This is a genomic window from Streptomyces sp. NPDC006655 (assembly GCF_040703965.1).
In the GTDB taxonomy this organism is placed as follows: domain Bacteria; phylum Actinomycetota; class Actinomycetes; order Streptomycetales; family Streptomycetaceae; genus Streptomyces.
On sequence record NZ_JBEYJU010000003.1, the window covers coordinates 77,714 to 95,596 of the forward strand.

Below are 17,883 nucleotides of genomic sequence, written 5' to 3' on the forward strand. Positions count from 1 at the left end.
CTGCCGAAGGTCAGCTCTTCTTGGTCGGCGCCGCTCCGGCCCCGTCCTTGACCTCGCCGGACCCGTCCTCGGCCGCGTCGTCCGACGCCGCGCCCGGCTCCGCTTCCGGCTCGCTCCCGGCGGCCGCCGCCTCGGGAGCCTTTCCGGCCTCGACGGCACCGTCGGCCGCGGCCGCTGTGTCGGTCTCGTCGTCGGGGGCGCCCGGCTCCACCACGTCCTCCCGGCCCGGCCGCTTCTTCGCGGAGAGCACCATGTACAGCACCGCGAGCAGGAACACGATCATCGCGGTCCAGTCGTTGAGCCGCAGACCGAGGATGTGGTGGGCGTCGTCGACGCGCATGTACTCGATCCAGCCGCGGCCCACGCAGTACGCGGCGACGTACAGGGCGAAGGCCCGGCCGTGTCCGAGCGTGAAGCGGCGGTCGGCCCACATCACGAGGAAGGCGACGCCGATGCACCACAGCGACTCGTACAGGAACGTGGGGTGGTAGTAGCCCGGGACCCGGCCCCCCTCGGAGGAGGTGATGTGCAGGGCCCACGGCAGATGCGTCTCGCGGCCGTACAGCTCCTGGTTGAACCAGTTGCCCCAGCGGCCGCAGGCCTGGGCGAGGGCGATGCCGGGGGCGATGGCGTCGGCGTAGGCCGGGAGCGGGATGCCCCGGCGCCGGCAGCCGATCCACGCGCCCACCGCGCCGAGGGCGATCGCGCCCCAGATGCCGAGGCCGCCCTGCCACACCTTGAAGGCGTCGACCCAGTCCCGGCCCGCGCTGAAGTACAGCTCGTAGTCCGTGATCACGTGGTACAGACGCCCGCCGACCAGGCCGAACGGTACGGCCCAGACCGCGATGTCGGCCACGGTGCCGGCCCGCCCGCCGCGGGCGATCCAGCGCTTGTTTCCGAGCCAGACGGCTACGAAGACACCGATGATGATGCAGAACGCGTAGCCGCGCAGCGGAATGGGACCGAGGTGGATCACTCCGCGCGAAGGGCTGGGAATGTAGGCAAGATATTCCATGGCAGGGTCGACGCTACCGTGCCGGACCGGGGCGACGGCAACCAGCCCGGATACGGCTCCATAACAGGGACGTGAGAATCGCTTACCCCGCCCTACCGCTTGTTCGCGTCCTCGACCAGCTGCTTCAGCTTGGCCGGGGTCATCGTCTGGTCCTGGTAGATGTTCTTGCCGTCGAGCAGGACGGTCGGCGTGCCGCTGAACCTGCCCGCCTGGAAGGCCTGGTTCGACTTCACGACCCAGGCGTTGTGCGTGCCGCCGTCGACACACGTGCGGAAGGCCGGCGTGTCGAGGCCCTTGACCTTGCCGGCCAGCCCGATCAGCTTGGCGCTGTCGGCGAAGGCGTCGTCGGTCTCCTCGGGCTGGTTCTCGTACAGCACGTCGTGGAAGTCGCGGAACTTCCCGGCGTCCTGGGCGCAGGCGGCCGCGTTGGCCGCCTGCCGGGAGCCGCTGCCGCCGAGGTTGCCGTCGATGAGGGTGGCCAGGTGGTACTCGATCCTGAGCTTGCCGGAGTCGACCAGCTCGTGGAGCGTGGGCCGGTACGCCGTCTCGAAGGCCCGGCAGGCCGGGCAGCGGAAGTCCTCCCAGACGGTGAGCGTCGCCTTGGCGCCGTCCTTGCCGACCGGGATCGCGAGGCTGTCCTTGCCCTGCGCGCCCGACGGCGCCACCACCGGCCCGGAGCTCTCGCTCTTCTTGTCCTTGCCCGCGTTCGCGGCGACGACGCCGATCACCGCGGCCAGGCCGAGGACGCAGACGACGCTCGCGCCCACGATCAGCGCGCGCCGTCGCCTGTCCGCGGCCTTCTGCTTCTCGCGCTCGACCGCCAGCCGCTCGCGGGCCATCCGCTTTCCGTCACGATTCTTCTCGCTCACACCCCCAGAACGAACCGGGGAGGCGCACCGCGCCTCCCCGGTCCCAGGTCCACCCGTTCGAGTGACCGAATGTTCTGTCGTGCCCGTGGCCCGACCGGCGACCGGGCCATCGCGCTACGCCTGGCCGCGCACACCCTTCGCGAGGTGTCCGGCGAGTTCCCGGACCGCCGTCACGCCGACCGCGTCGTCCGGCGCGTCCAGCATCCGCTTCACGAAGGCCGAACCGACGATCACCCCGTCGGCGAAGCGGGCGACCTCGGCGGCCTGGGCCGCGTCGGAGACGCCGAGACCGACGCAGACGGGCAGTGCGGTGCCGGTGGCGCGGGTGCGCTCCACGAGCTCCTCGGCCTGGGCGCCGACGGATTCACGCGTACCGGTGACACCCATCAGCGACGCCGCGTAGACGAAGCCGCTGCCCGCCGCGGTGATCGTGGCGAGCCGTTCGTCCTTGCTGCTGGGGGCCACGACGAAGACGGTCGCGAGGCCGTGCTTCTCGGCGTGCTCCCGCCACAGTGCCGACTCCTGGACCGGCAGGTCGGGCAGGATGCAGCCCGCGCCGCCCGCCTGGGCCAGCTCGGCGGTGAACCGCTCGACGCCGTAGCGGTCGATGGGGTTCCAGTACGTCATGACGAGGATCGGCTTGCCGGTGGCCTCGTGGGCCTCCTTGACCGTGCGCATGACGTCCGCGATCTTCACGCCGCCGCGCAGGGCGATGTCGTCGGCGGTCTGGATGACCGGGCCGTCCAGGACCGGGTCGCTGTGCGGCAGCCCGACCTCGACGACGTCGGCTCCGCCGTCCAGGACCGCCTTGATCGCGTCGATGCCGCCGTCCACGGTCGGGAACCCGGCCGGGAGGTAGGCGATGAGCGCGGCGCGGCCCTCGGCCCTGGCGCCGGCGAGGGCGTCCGACAGCAGCTGGATGTTCCCGCTCACTTGGCGTCCCCCTCGATCTCGGCGGTGGCGGTGGCGTCGGCGGCCACCTCGGCGTCGGTGTCGTACAGCCCGAAGTAGCGCGCGGCGGTGTCCATGTCCTTGTCGCCGCGCCCGGAGAGGTTGACGACGATCAGCCCGTCCGCGCCGAGCTCCCTGCCGACCTCCAGGGCGCCGGCGAGGGCGTGCGCGCTCTCGATGGCCGGGATGATGCCCTCGGTGCGGGACAGCAGGCGCAGGGCCTGCATGGCCGCGTCGTCGGTGACCGCGCGGTACTCGCCGCGGCCGGAGTCCTTGAGGTAGGAGTGCTCCGGGCCGATGCCGGGGTAGTCGAGACCGGCGGAGATCGAGTACGGCTCGGTGATCTGGCCCTCGTCGTCCTGGAGGACGTAGGACCGGGAGCCGTGCAGGATGCCGGGCTCGCCGGCGGTGAGGGTGGCCGCGTGCTCGCCGGTCTCGACGCCGTGCCCCGCGGGCTCGCAGCCGATGAGGCGGACGGTCTCGTCGGGGATGAAGGCGTGGAAGAGGCCGATGGCGTTGGAGCCGCCGCCGACGCAGGCGATCGCGGCGTCCGGGAGGCGGCCGGCGCGCTCCAGGAGCTGGCGGCGGGCCTCGACGCCGATGACCCGGTGGAAGTCGCGGACCATGGCCGGGAAGGGGTGGGGTCCCGCGACCGTGCCGAAGAGGTAGTGGGTGCGGTCGACGTTGGCCACCCAGTCGCGGAACGCCTCGTTGATGGCGTCCTTGAGGGTGCGGCTGCCGGACTTCACGGCGATGACCTCGGCGCCGAGCATGCGCATCCGGGCGACGTTCAGGGCCTGCCGCTGGGTGTCGATCTCGCCCATGTAGATGGTGCAGTCGAGGCCGAACAGGGCGCAGGCGGTGGCGGTGGCGACGCCGTGCTGGCCGGCGCCGGTCTCCGCGATCACCCGGGTCTTGCCCATGCGCTTGGTGAGCAGGGCCTGGCCGAGGACGTTGTTGATCTTGTGGGAACCGGTGTGGTTGAGGTCCTCGCGCTTGAGGAAGACGCGGGCGCCGCCGGCGTGCTCCGCGAAGCGGGGGACCTCGGTGAGGGAGCTGGGGCGGCCGGTGTAGTTGACCAGGAGGTCGTCGAGTTCCCGGGCGAACTCGGGGTCGTGCTTGGCCTTGTCGTACTCGACGGCGACCTCGTCCACGGCGGCGACGAGGGCCTCCGGGATGAACTTGCCGCCGAAGGCGCCGAAGTAGCCCTCGGGGGAGGGCACCTGACCTTCGGGGTCAGGGAAGAAGAAATCGCTGGGCATGCCAGAACCTCACGGTGAGTGCGTGTGAAAAGACACTGTTCGCCGTGGGGCGGGGGGTTGTTCGTTGACTGCGGGCCGTCAGTGGCTTGTCGCGCCCGCGCGGCGGTAGCCGCACATCAGATACAGCCCCGCGCCCCTAACGGGGCGCTGCCATCGGCGGCCGTTCACCTGGCCCGGTTCGTCGCCGATGACGTAGCGGACGCGGCGGCCGTGGACCCGGCGGGCCGGCGCACGGCAACCGCGTGGGCGGCAGCCGCGCGCCAGGCGGGCGTACCGGTCCACTGTCGTCGTCACCGTGGGAGTCATCGGGGTCAGCCTAGCGGGTGATCAGGAGCGGCCGTGCCGGAGTGCGGGGTGTTCGCCCGCCGCCACCAGGTCGGCCACCGCCGACTTCGGGTCGCGCCCCGTCACCAGGGACTCGCCGACCAGGACCGCGTCGGCGCCCGCGTTGGCGTACGCGATCAGGTCGTGCGGGCCGCGGACGCCGGACTCGGCGACCTTGACGAGGTTCTCGGGGATCTCGGGGGCGACGCGCTCGAAGGTGGCGCGGTCGACCTCCAGGGTCTTCAGATTGCGCGCGTTCACGCCGATGATCTTGGCACCCGCGTCCACCGCGCGCTCGACCTCGTCCTCGTCGTGGACCTCGACGAGCGGGGTGAGGCCGATGGACTCGGCGCGCTCGATCAGCGACTCCAGGGCGGGCTGTTCGAGGGCGGCGACGATCAGCAGCGCGAGGTCGGCGCCGTACGCCCGGGCCTCCCACAGCTGGTACGACGTGACGATGAAGTCCTTGCGCAGCACCGGGATGTCCACCCGGGCCCGGACCGCCTCCAGGTCGGCCAGCGAACCGCCGAAGCGGCGCTGCTCGGTCAGGACCGAGATGACGGCCGCGCCGCCCGCCTCGTAGTCGGCGGCGAGTCCGGCCGGGTCGGCGATCGCGGCCAGCGCGCCCTTCGACGGGCTGGAACGCTTGACCTCGCAGATGACCTTGACGCCCTCACCGCGCAGCGCGGCCACGCCGTCCTTGGCGGCGGGCGCCTTCGCCGCGCGCTCCTTGAGCTCGTCGAGGCTGACGCGCGCCTGCCGCTCCGCGAGGTCGGCACGGACTCCGTCGATGATCTCGTCGAGCACACTCACGCGAGCGGCCCCCTTCCGGACGGTTCTTCAAGGCGGTCAATCCCACAGGTAAAAAACCCATGGTCAGTCCGATGGTATCCGCAGGACGGCGCTGTCCTCGCATCGGTGCTTCAGCGCTCCCCCTACCTGGACTTTCCGTAGTTGATCAAGGATGCAGCCAGCCACCGAACGGCAGGTTCCGGACAACGGTGAAGGCCAGCACCAACGCGCCGAGGCTCCACATCTGCACCGGCCTCAGTTCGATCCGGGCGGGCCGGCCGCGTACCGCGCGCGCCACCCAGACGGTCCACACCACGGCGAAGGCCAGGTAGGCGGCGACCCCGGCCGCGTTGTCCTGGAGCGCGGCCAGGAAGTCGCCGTGGACGAACGCGTGCGCGCTGCGCAGGCCGCCGCAGCCGGGGCAGTACAGGCCCGTGAGCCGGTAGAGCGGGCAGACCGGGTAGTGGCCGGGCTGGTTGGGGTCGACGGTGCCGACGTAGGCGAAGGCCCCGGCCACCGCGGCCAGCACCCCCGCGGGCACGGCCAGCCGTCCGCGCAGCGAGGGCGGCACCGGGGCGGCGGCTGTGCTGGGGCTGTCGGCGTTCACGCCTCGCATTGTGCCCCGTACGGTCGCCGCACGCGCGAGAGGGGCGCCCCCGACGTCTCGGGAGCGCCCCTCTCGGGAAGAGGTGCGGGTCAGCTCTTGGCGGCCGCCGGTTCGGGGGTGACGGCGGGGGCGGTGTGCCGGAGCGCACCGGAGCCCTTCGGCTGGCCGAGGCCCATGGAGCGCATGATCATGCCGACCACGCCACCGAGAAGCACGATCACCATTCCGGCCCAGAAGCCCACCGGCTGCGCCATCACCATGAAGGCACCGGATACGCAGAAACCGATGAAGGCGATGGTGACGCCGGTCCAGGCGGCCGGGGTGTGACCGTGGCTGCTGCCCGCCATGACTTGCTCCTCATTTGACTGGTGCGTGTCGTACGGGCCGTCCGTGCGAGCTCGTACGTGTCCTTCCGGACGCTCGTCCCCCATTGTCCCGTACGAGTACCCGTGCGATGAGCGGGGGTGGCGTCTGATTCGCCACACCGACGCGCTACGCCCCGGTGGGGTCCTCTCCCCGGTCCAGCGCCTTCCAGAGGTCCTCGGGGCGGTCGGGGTCCACCGGCTTCGGCGCGCGGCGCGGCCGCTCCGCCCCGGTGCCGCGCTCGTAGCGTCCGGACATCGCGGGCCACAGCCGGCCGTAGCGCAGCGCGAGCAGCCCGGCGACCAGGATGAGCGCGCCGCCGACCGCGGCGACGTACGGCCAGCCGGTGTGGCTGAGGGCGTCGACCGTGGCGGAGGTGTCGCCGCTGGCCTGTGCGGCCTTCTCGTCGAGTGCGGAGTCGTCGGAGGCTCCCAGCAGGGCGGCGGCGGTGATCCCGGCGCCGGAGAGCGCGAGCAGCCCGGAGACCACGGAGCGGCCGGCCCTGCGGACGGCGAAGACGGCGACGAGCGCGGCGAGGCCCACTATCGCGAGGGCCGCGGGAACACCCGTGACGTCGCTGCCCTTCGCGGTCAGCGGGAAGTCGCCGCCGGCCACCGTCGCGGTGCCCTCCGCCCAGCGCTGCCGGGTGGAGAGCAGGGCCACGGCCGCGCCGAGCGCACCGAGCAACAGCGCCGCCGCGAGGCTGCGGCGGCCGGACCGCTCGGGTGCGGCGGCTTCGGAAGAGGGGGGAGGAACAGCAGTCACGTACTCCACTATCGCCTGAACCCGGGGCGAACGGTCACCCGGGGTGGGGTGAGAAGCACCCCATTCGCCGGGCCCGGGCGCCTACTTGCCCAGTCGGTTGGCCGTGTGTACGGCGCGCAGCACCGCCGCCGCCTTGTTGCGGCACTCCTGGTCCTCGGCGACCGGGTCGGAGTCGGCGACGATGCCCGCGCCTGCCTGGACGTACGCGGTGCCGTCGCGCAGCAGGGCGGTGCGGATGGCGATCGCGGTGTCGGAGTCGCCGGCGAAGTCCAGGTAGCCGACGCAGCCGCCGTACAGCCCCCTCCTGGACGGCTCCAGTTCGTCGATGATCTGCATCGCCCGGGGTTTCGGGGCGCCGGAGAGGGTGCCGGCCGGGAAGCAGGCGGTGAGGACGTCGAAGGCGGTGCGGCCCTCGGCGACCTTCCCGGTGACCGTCGAGACGATGTGCATGACGTGCGAGTACCGCTCGACGGACATGAAGTCGACGACCTCGACGGAGCCCGGCTCGCAGACCCGCCCCAGGTCGTTGCGGCCGAGGTCGACGAGCATCAGGTGCTCGGCGCGCTCCTTGGGGTCCGCCATCAGCTCGTCGGCGAGGGCCTGGTCCTCCTGCGGGGTGGCCCCGCGCGGCCGGGTGCCGGCGATGGGGTGGACCATGGCCCGCCCGTCCTCGACCTTGACCAGCGCCTCCGGGGACGAGCCGACGACGTCGAACCCCTCGAAGCGGAACAGGTACATGTACGGCGACGGGTTGGTGGCCCGCAGCACCCGGTAGACGTCGAGCGAGCTCGCCGTGCACGGGGTCTCGAAGCGCTGCGAGGGGACGACCTGGAAGGCCTCGCCCGCGCGGATGCGCTCCTTGATGTCCTCGACGGCCACCTGGAAGTCGGGGCCGCCCCACTGGGCGGTGTACTCGGGGAGTTCGGAGGGCGGCAGCACCGCGGGCGGCTGGGCGACCGGGCGGGAGAGGTCGGCCTCCATCGCGTCGAGGCGGGCGATCGCGTCGGCGTAGGCCTCGTCGACGCCCGTGTCGAGGTCGTTGTGGTTGATCGCGTTGGCGATCAACAGGACCGAGCCCTCCCAGTGGTCCATGACGGCCAGGTCGCTGGTGAGGAGCATGGTCAGCTCGGGCAGCTGCAGGTCGTCGCGCTCCCCCGGGCCGATCTTCTCCAGGCGGCGCACGATGTCGTAGCCCAGGTAGCCGACCATGCCGCCGGTGAACGGCGGCAGGTGCTCCGGGTGCGGGGTGTGCAGGGCCTCGACGGTGGCGCGCAGGGCGGCCAGCGGGTCGCCGTCGACGGGGACGCCGACCGGCGGGGTGCCGAGCCAGTGGGCCTGGCCGTCGCGGGCGGTCAGGGTGGCGGCGGAGCGGACGCCCACGAAGGAGTAGCGGGACCAGCGGAAGGCGGTGCGGCCGTTCTCGGCGGACTCCAGCAGGAACGTGCCGGGGCGCTCGGCGGCGAGCTTGCGGTAGAGCGCCACCGGGGTGTCGCCGTCGGCGAGGAGCTGCCGGGTGACCGGGATGACACGCCGGTCGGTCGCCAGCTTGCGGAAGGTCTCGAGGTCCATGGCGGCAGACCTTACTGATTCGAGGCGGGCGGGCCGGAATCGGCGCCGTCACCGCCGTCACCGAGCAGCACGTCGGCGTCGAAGCAGGTCCGGTCGCCCGTGTGGCAGGCGGCGCCCACCTGGTCCACCTTGACCAGCACCGTGTCGGCGTCGCAGTCCAGCGCGACCGACTTCACCCACTGGAAGTGGCCGGAGGTGTCGCCCTTGACCCAGTACTCCCGGCGGCTGCGGGACCAGTAGGTGCAGCGTCCGGTGGTGAGGGTCCGATGCAGCGCCTCGTCGTCCATCCAGCCGAGCATCAGCACCTCGCCGGTGTCGTACTGCTGGGCGATGGCGGGCAGCAGGCCGTCGGCACTGCGCTTGAGGCGGGCGGCGATCTCCGGGGCGAGGCCACCGGACGGGGACGCGCCCGTCGTACCGGTCGTACTGGTCATGCCTGCCATTGTGCCGCGCGGCATCGGCAGTCACGGACCGTGTCCACTGTCCGGACGGTGCGTGTGGTCGTAGGCTGATCCCATGTCGACCTTCGCCAAGCGTGAACGGCTCCTGCTCGCCGACCTCTTGGAGACCGCCGGTCCCGAGGCGCCGACCCTCTGCGAGGGCTGGCTGACCCGTGATCTGGCCGCGCACGTGGTGGTCCGCGAGCGCCGGCCGGACGCCGCCGGGGGCACGGTGATCAAGGCGCTCGCGCCGCGTCTGGAGAAGACGACGGCCGAGTTCGCCGCGAAGCCGTACGAGGAGCTGATCCAGCTGATCCGCACCGGTCCGCCGCGCTTCTCCCCCTTCCAGCTCAAGCAGGTGGACGAGGCGGCCAACACCGTGGAGTTCTACGTGCACGCGGAGGACGTCCGCCGGGCCCAGCCGGACTGGTCGCAGCGTGAGCTGGACCCGGTCTTCCAGGACGCCCTGTGGTCCCGTCTGGAGCGCACCGCCCGGCTGCTGGGCCGGGGGGTGCCGACCGGGCTGGTGCTGCGCCGTCCCGACGGGCAGACGGCCGTCGCCCACCGCGGCACCCCCGTGGTGACGGTGACCGGCGAGCCCTCCGAGCTGCTGCTGTTCGCCTTCGGCCGGCAGAGCGCGGCGAAGGTCGACGTGGACGGCGACGAGAACGCGATCGCCCAGCTGACCGAGTCCAGGCAGCTGGGCATCTGAGGAGACCGCGATGATCAAGGTCGCGATGACGAACGTGTACGTGGACGACGTGCCGAAGGCGCACGCCTTCTACACGGGCATCCTCGGCTTCGAGACCCGCACCCACCTGGACCTCGGCGGCGGCACCCTCTTCGTCACGGTCGGCGCGCCCGAGGGCGCCCAGCCGGACCTCCAGCTGCTCCTGGAGCCCGGTGACGGCCCCATCGCGGAGCCGTACCGCAAGGCCGTGTACGAGGCGGGGCTCCCGGCCATCGTCTTCTCGGTGGAGGACATCCGGGCCGAGTACGACCGGCTGCGCGCCCTGGGCGTCCGCTTCACGCACGAGCCTCAGGAGCAGGGCCCGGTGATCGCGGCCGTCCTGGACGACACGGTCGGCAACCTCGTCCAGCTGGCCCAGCCGAAGGGCCGAGCGGCCTGAGCGGCCTGAGCGGCCTCAGCGGGGCAGTTCGGCCCGGCGCAGCCCCGGCGCGACCAGGGCGACCACCCCGCCGAGCCCGCAGACCGCGGCACTGACCACGTACACCGGGCCGAGTCCGAAGGCGCCGGCGGCAGCCGCCGAGACGGGCATGGTCAGCGGGGCGAGGCCCAGGCTGACGAGCCCGGAGACGGCGGTGACGCGCCCCAGGTAGGCGGGGTCCGCGTGGGTCTGGAGCAGCGCCTCGCACAGCGCACCGCTCAGCCCGGCGAACAGCCCGACCAGCAGGGCCGCCCCCGCGGCGGCGGCCAGGACCGGCACGAAGGCGAGGACGCCGATCGCCACCGCCCCGACGAGGACCGTGCACCCGGCGACCAGCCCGGCGCGCGGCAGCCGGCCCCGGACGGTCAGCAGCAGCGAGGCGCACCCGGCACCGGCACCGAACCCGGCGAGCACCCAGCCCAGGCCGGCGGCGCCCCAGCCACGCCGGTCGGCGAGCAGGGTGAGCCCGACGTTGAGCGGGCCGACGAAACCGAGGTCCCCGAGTGCGATGGCCAGCATCAGCGGCGCCAGGACCCGGTGACGGCGGGTGTAGGTGAGACCGGCACGCAGGTCCTGCCAGGGGGTGGGGGCGGAGCGGCCCTCGGCGTCCCGGGCCTCCTGGGCGGTGGCCCTGGTGTCCTTGGCGGTGCCCCTGGTGTCCTCGGAGTCCTCGGCGGGCAGGTCCCGTACCCGTACGGAGACCAGCAGCGGCACCGAGACGGCGATGAGCAGTCCGGCCAGGCCGAACGCGCCCGCCGCGCCGCCGACGGCGACCCCGAGGCCGCCCAGGGGGGCGCCGACGACGTAGGAGAGGCGGATGGCCAGTCCGCGCATGCCCTGGACGCGGGCGAGCTGGTCGTGGGTCGTCACGCGCGCGGGGAGCGCGCCCACGGCGGGCATGAACACGGCGTCGACGGTGCCGAAGACCAGGGCGAGCAGGGCCAGCGGCCACAGACCAGGACTGGTCAGGAGCAGCAGCGCCGCCACGGCGAGCACGGCGGCGCAGCGCACCGCGTCGCTGCCGATGACGACCCGGCGCGGTCCCAGCCGGTCGGCGACCACCCCGCCGAACAGCATCAGCACGGCTCTGGGCAGCGCGCTGGCCGACATCACGGCCCCGGCCTGCGCGGGCGAGCCCGCCTGGACGGCGGCCCAGGAGAGCGCGAGGTAGTAGACGCTGTCGCCGACCATGGAGGAGGCGTAGGCGGCGAGCCAGCGCAGGACGTTGGGGTCGCGGTGGGCGGGGCGGTGAGCCGTGGGAGCGGTGGGTAAGACGGTCGCGGTCACGGACGCGAGCCCTTCTCAGAGACGGAACGGGAAGCCGTACGTGTACAGCGCGACGTTCTCGCGCCCCTCGGTGTCGCCGTCCGCGGCGGCGGAGCGCCCCATCTCGGCATACTTGTCGAGCAGGGCTTCGAACTCGCCCTTCATCGCGGTGAGTTCCGCTGGAGTCAGCCTCAGCAGGTACTCGTCGTCGATGGCCGCGGTGTTCCACTCGGGCGCCCAGGCGGGGCGTTCGTCCAGGTAGCGGCGGTAGCGGTCGGCGCGCTGTTCGTGGAAGAGCCGGGTGGCCGCGAGGTGGGCCGCGGCCTTCTGGGGGTCGTCGCGGAAGTCGGCGTCCCGGATGGTCACACCGTCCGAGGCGGGCTGCCACCAGCGCTCCCGTCCGTCCGCGGACTGTCGCTCGGCCGCCTCGATCAGGCCGTGCTCGGCCAGCTTGCGCAGGTGGTAGCTGACGAGGGAGACGGCCTCGTCCACGCGCTCGGCGAGCTGCGAGGCCGTGGCGGCCCGTTCCAGGTACAGCAGTCGGTAGAGGTCCGCGCGCAACGGATGGGCGAAGGCCTTCAGCGTGCCGACATCGGTGATCCGGCGGTTCTCCGTGCTTGCCATGCCCACGACCCTAAATTAGGAAAGAAAAGTTGCGCAACATATTTTGCGCAACTTTCCTTTCGCATCCGGCCGGCGAAAAGCCCCGGCGCCGGCGCCGGGGCTCAGGCTCGGGACGGGGTCACCGCACGGGGTGGCCCGCCTCCCGCAGGGTCTGCTTCACCTCGCCGATCCTCAGGTCGCCGAAGTGGAAGACCGAGGCCGCGAGGACCGCGTCCGCGCCCGCCGAGACCGCCGGGGGGAAGTGGGCGAGCGCGCCCGCGCCGCCGGAGGCGATGACCGGGACCGTGACGTGCTTGCGGACCGCGGTGATCATCTCGATGTCGTAGCCGTCCTTGGTGCCGTCCGCGTCCATCGAGTTGAGCAGGATCTCCCCCGCCCCCAGTTCGGCCGCCCGGTGCGCCCACTCGACCGCGTCGATGCCGGTGCCGCGGCGGCCGCCGTGGGTGGTCACCTCGAAGGAGCCCGACTCGGAGCGGCGGGCGTCGACCGACAGGACCAGCACCTGGCGGCCGAAGCGTTCCGCGATCTCCCGGATCAGGTCCGGGCGGGCGATGGCCGCCGTGTTGACGCCCACCTTGTCGGCGCCGGCGCGCAGGAGCTTGTCGACGTCCTCCGCCGTACGGACGCCGCCGCCGACCGTCAGCGGGATGAACACCTGCTCGGCGGTGCGGCGCACCACGTCGTAGGTGGTCTCCCGGTTGCCGGACGACGCGGTGATGTCCAGGAAGGTCAGCTCGTCGGCGCCCTCCGCGTCGTACACCTTGGCCATCTCGACCGGGTCGCCCGCGTCGCGCAGGTTCTGGAAGTTCACGCCCTTGACGACCCGGCCGTTGTCCACGTCCAGGCAGGGGATGACTCGGACCGCCAGGGTCATGAATCCACGGCTCCTCTGTGTGCCTCTGTGCTCTGGCCCCGGAAGGCTTCCAGTTCCACTTCGACCAGGATGCGCGGGTCGACGAAGCCCTCCACCACCAGCAGGGTGGACGCCGGGCGCACCGCGTCGAAGATCTCCTTGTGGGCCCGTCCCACCGCGTCCACGTCCCGTACGTGGGTCAGGTACATGCGGGTCCGGACCACCGACCCGACGTCGAGCCCGAACTCGCCGATCGCCTCGATGGCGCCGGTGAAGGCCACCTTGGCCTGTTCGTACGGGTCGCCCTCGCCGTACAGCACGGTCCCCTTGAAGGACGTCGTACCGCCGACCAGCACCCGGTCGCCCGCCGCCACGGCGCGCGCGAATCCGAAACTCTCTTCCCAGGGACTTCCGCTCTGCACGCGCCGTACGGCTCCGGACGTCATGACGACACAGCCTCCAAGGCCTCTTCCAGGGTGAACGCCTTCGCGTACAGGGCCTTCCCGACGATGGCGCCCTCGACACCGAGGGGTACCAGCTCGGCGATCGCGCGGAGGTCGTCCAGCGACGACACGCCGCCGGAGGCCACGACCGGCCGGTCGGTGGCCGCGCACACGTTCGTCAGCAGTTCCAGGTTCGGGCCCTGGAGGGTGCCGTCCTTGGCGATGTCGGTGACGACGTAGCGGGCGCAGCCCTCCTTGTCGAGGCGGGCCAGCGTCTCGTACAGGTCGCCGCCGTCGCGGGTCCAGCCGCGGCCCCTGAGGGTCGTACCGCGCACGTCCAGGCCGACGGCGATCTTGTCACCGTGCTCGGCGATGACCTTGGCGACCCACTCGGGGGTCTCCAGGGCGGCCGTGCCGAGGTTGACGCGGGTGCAGCCGGTGGCGAGGGCGGCGGCCAGGGTGGCGTCGTCGCGGATGCCGCCGGACAGCTCGACCTTGATGTCCATCGCCCTGGCCACCTCGGCGACCAGCGCCCTGTTGTCGCCGGTGCCGAAGGCGGCGTCCAGGTCGACCAGGTGCAGCCACTCGGCGCCCGACCGCTGCCAGGAGAGGGCGGCCTCCAGGGGGGAGCCGTAGGAGGTCTCGCTGCCCGACTCGCCGTGCACGAGGCGGACGGCCTGGCCGTCGCGGACGTCGACGGCGGGGAGGAGTTCGAGCGTGCTCACAGTGTTCCGATCCAGTTGGTGAGGAGCTGGGCGCCGGCGTCGCCGGACTTCTCGGGGTGGAACTGGGTGGCCCACAGGGCGCCGTTCTCCACGGCCGCCACGAACGGCTTGCCGTGCGTCGACCAGGTCACCAGCGGCGCCCGGATGGCGGCGTTGTGCGTCTCCAGCGCCCACTCGTGGACGGCGTAGGAGTGCACGAAGTAGAACCGCGCGTCGGCGTCCAGGCCGGCGAACAGCTGGGAGCCGTCCGGTACGTCCACGGTGTTCCAGCCCATGTGGGGCACGATCTCGGCCTGCAGCGGCTCGACGGCGCCCGGCCACTCGTCGAGGCCCTCGGTGCGGACGCCGTGCTCGATGCCGTGCCCGAACAGGATCTGCATGCCGACGCAGATGCCCATCACCGGCCGCCCGCCGGACAGCCGGCGGTCGATGATCCAGTCCCCGCGGGCCTCCTTGAGGCCCCGCATGCAGGCGGCGAAGGCGCCGACGCCCGGCACCAGCAGCCCGTCCGCGTTCATGGCCTTGTCGAAGTCACGGGTGATCTCGACGTCGGCCCCGGTGCGGGCGAGGGCGCGCTCCGCGGACCGGACGTTGCCGAAGCCGTAGTCGAAGACCACCACGCTCCTGGGAGCGGTCAATTCCACACCTCCAGCCTCATGACGCCCGCCACCAGGCACATCGCGGCGCCTATCGACAGCAGCACGATCAGGCTGGTGGGCATCTTCTGCTTGACGAAGGAGATGATCCCGCCGACCAGGAAGAGGCCGACGACGATCAGGACGGTCGAGAGGCCGTTCACAGCGCGCCCTTCGTGGAGGGGAGGATGCCGGCCGCGCGCGGGTCACGCTCGGAGGCGTAGCGCAGCGCCCTGGCCAGCGCCTTGAACTGGCACTCCACGATGTGGTGCGCGTTGCGTCCGTAGGGCACGTGCACGTGCAGGGCGATCTGCGCCTGGGCGACGAAGGACTCCAGGATGTGCCGGGTCATCGTGGTGTCGTACTCGCCGATCATCGGCGCCATCTTCTCGGGCTCGGTGTGCACGAGGTACGGGCGGCCGGACAGGTCGACGGTGACCTGGGCGAGGGACTCGTCCAGCGGGACCGTGCAGTTGCCGAAGCGGTAGATGCCCACCTTGTCGCCGAGGGCCTGCCTGAAGGCGGCGCCGAGGGCCAGGGCGGTGTCCTCGATGGTGTGGTGGGAGTCGATGTGCAGGTCGCCGTCGGTCTTCACGGTGAGGTCGAACAGGCCGTGCCGGCCGAGCTGGTCGAGCATGTGGTCGTAGAAGCCGACGCCGGTCTTGATGTCGGTCTTGCCGGTGCCGTCGAGATCGATCTCGACCAGGACCGAGGTCTCCTTCGTGGTGCGCTCCACGCGCCCTACGCGGGTCATGCGTCCAGCTCCTTCTTGACTTCACGTACCGCGTCGAGGAACGCGTCGTTCTCTTCGGGGGTTCCGGCGGACACCCGCAGGAAGCCGGGCACGCCGTTGTCCCGGACGAGGACCCCCCGGTCGAGGATCTTCTGCCACACGCCGTGCGGGTCCGCGAACCGCCCGAACTGCACGAAGTTGGCGTCGGACTCGGTGACCTCCAGACCCAGCGCCCGCATCTCGGCCACCAGCCGGTCCCGCTCGGCCTTCAGCTGCTCCACGTACTTCAGCAGCGTGCCGGTGTGCTCCAGGGCGGCCAGGGCGGTCGCCTGGGTGATCGCCGACAGGTGGTACGGCAGCCGTACGAGCTGGACCGCGTCCACCACCGCGGGGTGCGCGGCGAGGTAGCCGAGGCGCAGGCCAGCCGCGCCGAATGCCTTGGACATGGTGCGGGAGACGACGAGATTCGGCCGACCTTCGAGCAGCGGCAGCAGCGAGGCGCCGTGGCTGAACTCGACGTACGCCTCGTCGACGATCACCATCGACGGCTTCGCCGCCTGGGCGGCCTCGTACAGCGCGAGGACCGTCTCGGGGGGTACCGCGTTGCCGGTGGGGTTGTTGGGGGTGGTGACGAACACGACGTCGGGCCGGTGCTCGGCGATCGCGCGTCCGGCGGCCTCGGCGTCGATGGTGAAGTCGGCGGCGCGCGGACCGGAGAGCCAGCCCGTGCCGGTGCCGCGCGCGATGAGCCCGTGCATCGAGTACGACGGCTCGAAGCCGATCGCCGTGCGGCCCGGTCCGCCGAAGGTCTGCAGCAGCTGCTGGATGACCTCGTTGGAGCCGTTGGCCGCCCACACGTTCTCGACGCCGACCGGGTACTTCCCGGTCTCCGTCAGGTACCTGGCCAGCTCGGTGCGCAGCTGCACCGCGTCCCGGTCGGGGTAGCGGTTCAGGTCGCGGGCGGCCTCGCGGACCCGCTCGGTGATCCGCTCGACCAGGGGCTCGGGCAGCGGATACGGGTTCTCGTTCGTGTTCAGCCGGACCGGGACGTCCAGCTGGGGCGCGCCGTAGGGGGACTTGCCGCGCAGCTCGTCCCGTACGGGCAGATCGTCGATTCCGAAGTTCACTTGCTCGCCGGTACCTTCCACCCGAACCTCGCCTTGATCGCCGCGCCGTGCGCGGGCAGGTCCTCCGCCTCCGCCAGCGTGACCACGTGGTGCGCGACCTCGGCCAGCGCGTCCTTCGTGTAGTCGACGATGTGGATGCCGCGCAGGAAGGACTGGACGGACAGGCCCGAGGAGTGGCAGGCGCAGCCGCCGGTGGGCAGCACGTGGTTGGACCCGGCCGCGTAGTCCCCGAGGGAGACCGGCGCCCAGGGGCCGATGAAGATCGCGCCCGCGTTCCTGACCCGGTCGGCGACGGCGGCGGCGTCGGCGGTCTGGATCTCCAGGTGCTCGGCGCCGTACGCGTCGACGACCCTGAGACCTTCCTCGATGCCGTCGACCAGGACGATGGCGGACTGCCTGCCCTTCAGGGCGGGGACGATCCGGTCGTCGACGTGCCGGGTCGCCGCGACCTGCGGCTCCAGCTCCTTCTCGACCGCGTCCGCGAGCTCGACCGAGTCGGTGACCAGGACGGCGGCGGCCAGCGGGTCGTGCTCGGCCTGGCTGATCAGGTCGGCGGCGACGTGCGCCGGGTCGGCCGTGGCGTCCGCGAGGACGGCGATCTCGGTCGGGCCCGCCTCGGCGTCGATGCCGATCCTGCCGGTGAAGTAGCGCTTGGCCGCGGCCACCCAGATGTTGCCGGGGCCGGTGACCATGGCGGCGGCCGGGCAGGACTCGGTGCCGTGGGCGAACATCGCGACGGCGGTGGCGCCGCCGGCCGCGTACACCTCGTCGACGCCGAGCAGCGCGCAGGCGGCGAGGATCGTGGGGTGCGGCAGCCCGCCGAAGTCGGCCTGCGGAGGCGAGGCGAGCGCGATGGACGGGACACCGGCCTCCTGCGCGGGCACCGCGTTCATGATCACGGAGGACGGGTAGACCGACCGGCCGCCGGGCGCGTACAGGCCGACCCGCTCGACCGGCACCCACTTCTCGGTCACCGAGCCACCGGGCACGACCTGGGTCGTGTGGGTCGTACGACGCTGTTCACGGTGGACGAGACGGGCGCGCCGGATGGACTCCTCCAGGGCCGCGCGCACGGCGGGGTCGAGCTCGTCCAGAGCCCTGGCCAGCGCCTCGGCGGGCACCCGCACCTGCTCGAGGACGACCCCGTCGAACTTCTCGGCGAAGTCGATCAGCGCCGCGTCGCCCCGATGATGCACGGCCTCGCAGATCGGACGCACCTTCTCCAGGGCGGCCGAGACGTCGAAGTCGGCTCGGGGCAGCAGGTCGCGCAGGGCGGGTCCCTCGGGAAGGGCGTCGCCGCGCAGATCGATTCGGGAGATCACACGACCAATTCTCGCAGACCGCTGTGACG

Annotated in this window: 23 protein-coding genes; 2 read left to right on the forward strand and 21 right to left on the reverse strand. The window is 72.2% G+C overall.

Features of this window, described 5'->3' with window-relative positions; all coding sequences use genetic code 11:
* Nucleotides 1-10: 10 nt before the first annotated feature.
* The 11 genes from lgt to hisI form a co-directional block, all read right to left on the reverse strand.
* The gene (gene lgt, locus AB0958_RS02440) at nucleotides 11-1,015 is read right to left on the reverse strand and encodes a prolipoprotein diacylglyceryl transferase (RefSeq protein WP_366888417.1); all 1,005 of its coding nucleotides are present in this window, start codon (nucleotides 1,013-1,015) and stop codon (nucleotides 11-13) included.
* A gap of 92 nt (nucleotides 1,016-1,107) precedes the next feature.
* The gene (locus AB0958_RS02445) at nucleotides 1,108-1,884 is read right to left on the reverse strand and encodes a thioredoxin domain-containing protein (protein ID WP_366888418.1); all 777 of its coding nucleotides are present in this window, start codon (nucleotides 1,882-1,884) and stop codon (nucleotides 1,108-1,110) included.
* A gap of 114 nt (nucleotides 1,885-1,998) precedes the next feature.
* Nucleotides 1,999-2,817, reverse strand: coding sequence for a tryptophan synthase subunit alpha (gene trpA / locus AB0958_RS02450; protein WP_366888419.1), 819 nt, complete (start codon nucleotides 2,815-2,817; stop codon nucleotides 1,999-2,001).
* Entirely contained in the window at nucleotides 2,814-4,097 is a 1,284-nt protein-coding gene (trpB, locus tag AB0958_RS02455) for a tryptophan synthase subunit beta (RefSeq protein WP_366888420.1), read from the reverse strand. The genes trpA and trpB overlap by 4 nt, the downstream gene beginning before the upstream one ends.
* 78 nt (nucleotides 4,098-4,175) lie before the next feature.
* On the reverse strand, nucleotides 4,176-4,403 hold the full coding sequence (locus tag AB0958_RS02460) for a tryptophan synthase subunit(beta) (protein ID WP_366888421.1): 228 nt from the start codon (nucleotides 4,401-4,403) through the stop codon (nucleotides 4,176-4,178).
* Between the two features lie 21 nt (nucleotides 4,404-4,424).
* Entirely contained in the window at nucleotides 4,425-5,234 is an 810-nt protein-coding gene (gene trpC, locus AB0958_RS02465; RefSeq protein WP_361336398.1) for an indole-3-glycerol phosphate synthase TrpC, read from the reverse strand.
* Between the two features lie 145 nt (nucleotides 5,235-5,379).
* Complete coding sequence (locus AB0958_RS02470; protein ID WP_366888422.1) at nucleotides 5,380-5,829, reverse strand: DUF2752 domain-containing protein; 450 nt, start codon at nucleotides 5,827-5,829, stop codon at nucleotides 5,380-5,382.
* 80 nt (nucleotides 5,830-5,909) lie between these two features.
* Complete coding sequence (locus tag AB0958_RS02475) at nucleotides 5,910-6,167, reverse strand: HGxxPAAW family protein (RefSeq protein WP_366888423.1); 258 nt, start codon at nucleotides 6,165-6,167, stop codon at nucleotides 5,910-5,912.
* Nucleotides 6,168-6,312: 145 nt separating this feature from the next.
* Nucleotides 6,313-6,957, reverse strand: coding sequence for a TIGR02234 family membrane protein (locus tag AB0958_RS02480; RefSeq protein WP_366888424.1), 645 nt, complete (start codon nucleotides 6,955-6,957; stop codon nucleotides 6,313-6,315).
* Nucleotides 6,958-7,029: 72 nt separating this feature from the next.
* Nucleotides 7,030-8,517, reverse strand: a complete 1,488-nt coding sequence (locus AB0958_RS02485) for an anthranilate synthase component I (protein ID WP_366888426.1) — start codon at nucleotides 8,515-8,517, stop codon at nucleotides 7,030-7,032.
* Between the two features lie 11 nt (nucleotides 8,518-8,528).
* Complete coding sequence (gene hisI / locus AB0958_RS02490) at nucleotides 8,529-8,951, reverse strand: phosphoribosyl-AMP cyclohydrolase (RefSeq protein ID WP_366888427.1); 423 nt, start codon at nucleotides 8,949-8,951, stop codon at nucleotides 8,529-8,531.
* Between the two features lie 82 nt (nucleotides 8,952-9,033).
* Here hisI and AB0958_RS02495 point away from each other — a divergent pair, with 82 nt between their 5' ends.
* Nucleotides 9,034-9,669, forward strand: a complete 636-nt coding sequence (locus tag AB0958_RS02495) for a TIGR03085 family metal-binding protein (protein ID WP_366888428.1) — start codon at nucleotides 9,034-9,036, stop codon at nucleotides 9,667-9,669.
* 10 nt (nucleotides 9,670-9,679) lie between these two features.
* Nucleotides 9,680-10,087, forward strand: a complete 408-nt coding sequence (locus AB0958_RS02500; protein WP_366888429.1) for a VOC family protein — start codon at nucleotides 9,680-9,682, stop codon at nucleotides 10,085-10,087.
* A gap of 15 nt (nucleotides 10,088-10,102) precedes the next feature.
* Here AB0958_RS02500 and AB0958_RS02505 read toward each other — a convergent pair whose 3' ends face one another.
* The 10 genes from AB0958_RS02505 to hisD all read right to left on the reverse strand — a co-directional run bounded on the left by AB0958_RS02505 (nucleotide 10,103) and on the right by hisD (nucleotide 17,854).
* Nucleotides 10,103-11,413 carry an MFS transporter gene (locus AB0958_RS02505; protein ID WP_366888430.1) on the reverse strand — a complete coding sequence of 437 codons (1,311 nt, stop codon included), beginning with the start codon at nucleotides 11,411-11,413 and terminating at the stop codon, nucleotides 10,103-10,105.
* 15 nt (nucleotides 11,414-11,428) lie between these two features.
* A complete protein-coding gene (locus tag AB0958_RS02510) occupies nucleotides 11,429-12,016 on the reverse strand; it encodes a helix-turn-helix domain-containing protein (protein ID WP_366888431.1) in 588 nt (195 codons plus the stop codon).
* A 118-nt stretch (nucleotides 12,017-12,134) separates the two neighbouring features.
* Complete coding sequence (gene hisF, locus AB0958_RS02515; RefSeq protein ID WP_132886231.1) at nucleotides 12,135-12,890, reverse strand: imidazole glycerol phosphate synthase subunit HisF; 756 nt, start codon at nucleotides 12,888-12,890, stop codon at nucleotides 12,135-12,137.
* Nucleotides 12,887-13,315: a RidA family protein gene (locus AB0958_RS02520; protein ID WP_366888432.1), complete on the reverse strand. Its 429-nt coding sequence runs from the start codon at nucleotides 13,313-13,315 to the stop codon at nucleotides 12,887-12,889. Before AB0958_RS02520 ends, hisF begins: the two co-directional genes overlap by 4 nt.
* The gene (gene priA / locus AB0958_RS02525; protein WP_366888433.1) at nucleotides 13,312-14,037 is read right to left on the reverse strand and encodes a bifunctional 1-(5-phosphoribosyl)-5-((5-phosphoribosylamino)methylideneamino)imidazole-4-carboxamide isomerase/phosphoribosylanthranilate isomerase PriA; all 726 of its coding nucleotides are present in this window, start codon (nucleotides 14,035-14,037) and stop codon (nucleotides 13,312-13,314) included. Before priA ends, AB0958_RS02520 begins: the two co-directional genes overlap by 4 nt.
* Nucleotides 14,034-14,681 (reverse strand): imidazole glycerol phosphate synthase subunit HisH, encoded by a 648-nt coding sequence (gene hisH / locus AB0958_RS02530; protein ID WP_366888434.1) that lies wholly within the window; start codon nucleotides 14,679-14,681, stop codon nucleotides 14,034-14,036. The genes priA and hisH overlap by 4 nt, the downstream gene beginning before the upstream one ends.
* Nucleotides 14,672-14,836, reverse strand: a complete 165-nt coding sequence (locus AB0958_RS02535) for a hypothetical protein (RefSeq protein ID WP_046729563.1) — start codon at nucleotides 14,834-14,836, stop codon at nucleotides 14,672-14,674. The genes hisH and AB0958_RS02535 overlap by 10 nt, the downstream gene beginning before the upstream one ends.
* On the reverse strand, nucleotides 14,833-15,426 hold the full coding sequence (gene hisB / locus AB0958_RS02540; RefSeq protein ID WP_366888435.1) for an imidazoleglycerol-phosphate dehydratase HisB: 594 nt from the start codon (nucleotides 15,424-15,426) through the stop codon (nucleotides 14,833-14,835). The genes AB0958_RS02535 and hisB overlap by 4 nt, the downstream gene beginning before the upstream one ends.
* Nucleotides 15,423-16,532, reverse strand: coding sequence for a histidinol-phosphate transaminase (locus AB0958_RS02545; RefSeq protein ID WP_366888436.1), 1,110 nt, complete (start codon nucleotides 16,530-16,532; stop codon nucleotides 15,423-15,425). Before AB0958_RS02545 ends, hisB begins: the two co-directional genes overlap by 4 nt.
* Nucleotides 16,529-17,854, reverse strand: a complete 1,326-nt coding sequence (hisD, locus tag AB0958_RS02550; RefSeq protein ID WP_366888437.1) for a histidinol dehydrogenase — start codon at nucleotides 17,852-17,854, stop codon at nucleotides 16,529-16,531. The genes AB0958_RS02545 and hisD overlap by 4 nt, the downstream gene beginning before the upstream one ends.
* Nucleotides 17,855-17,883 lie beyond the last annotated feature (29 nt).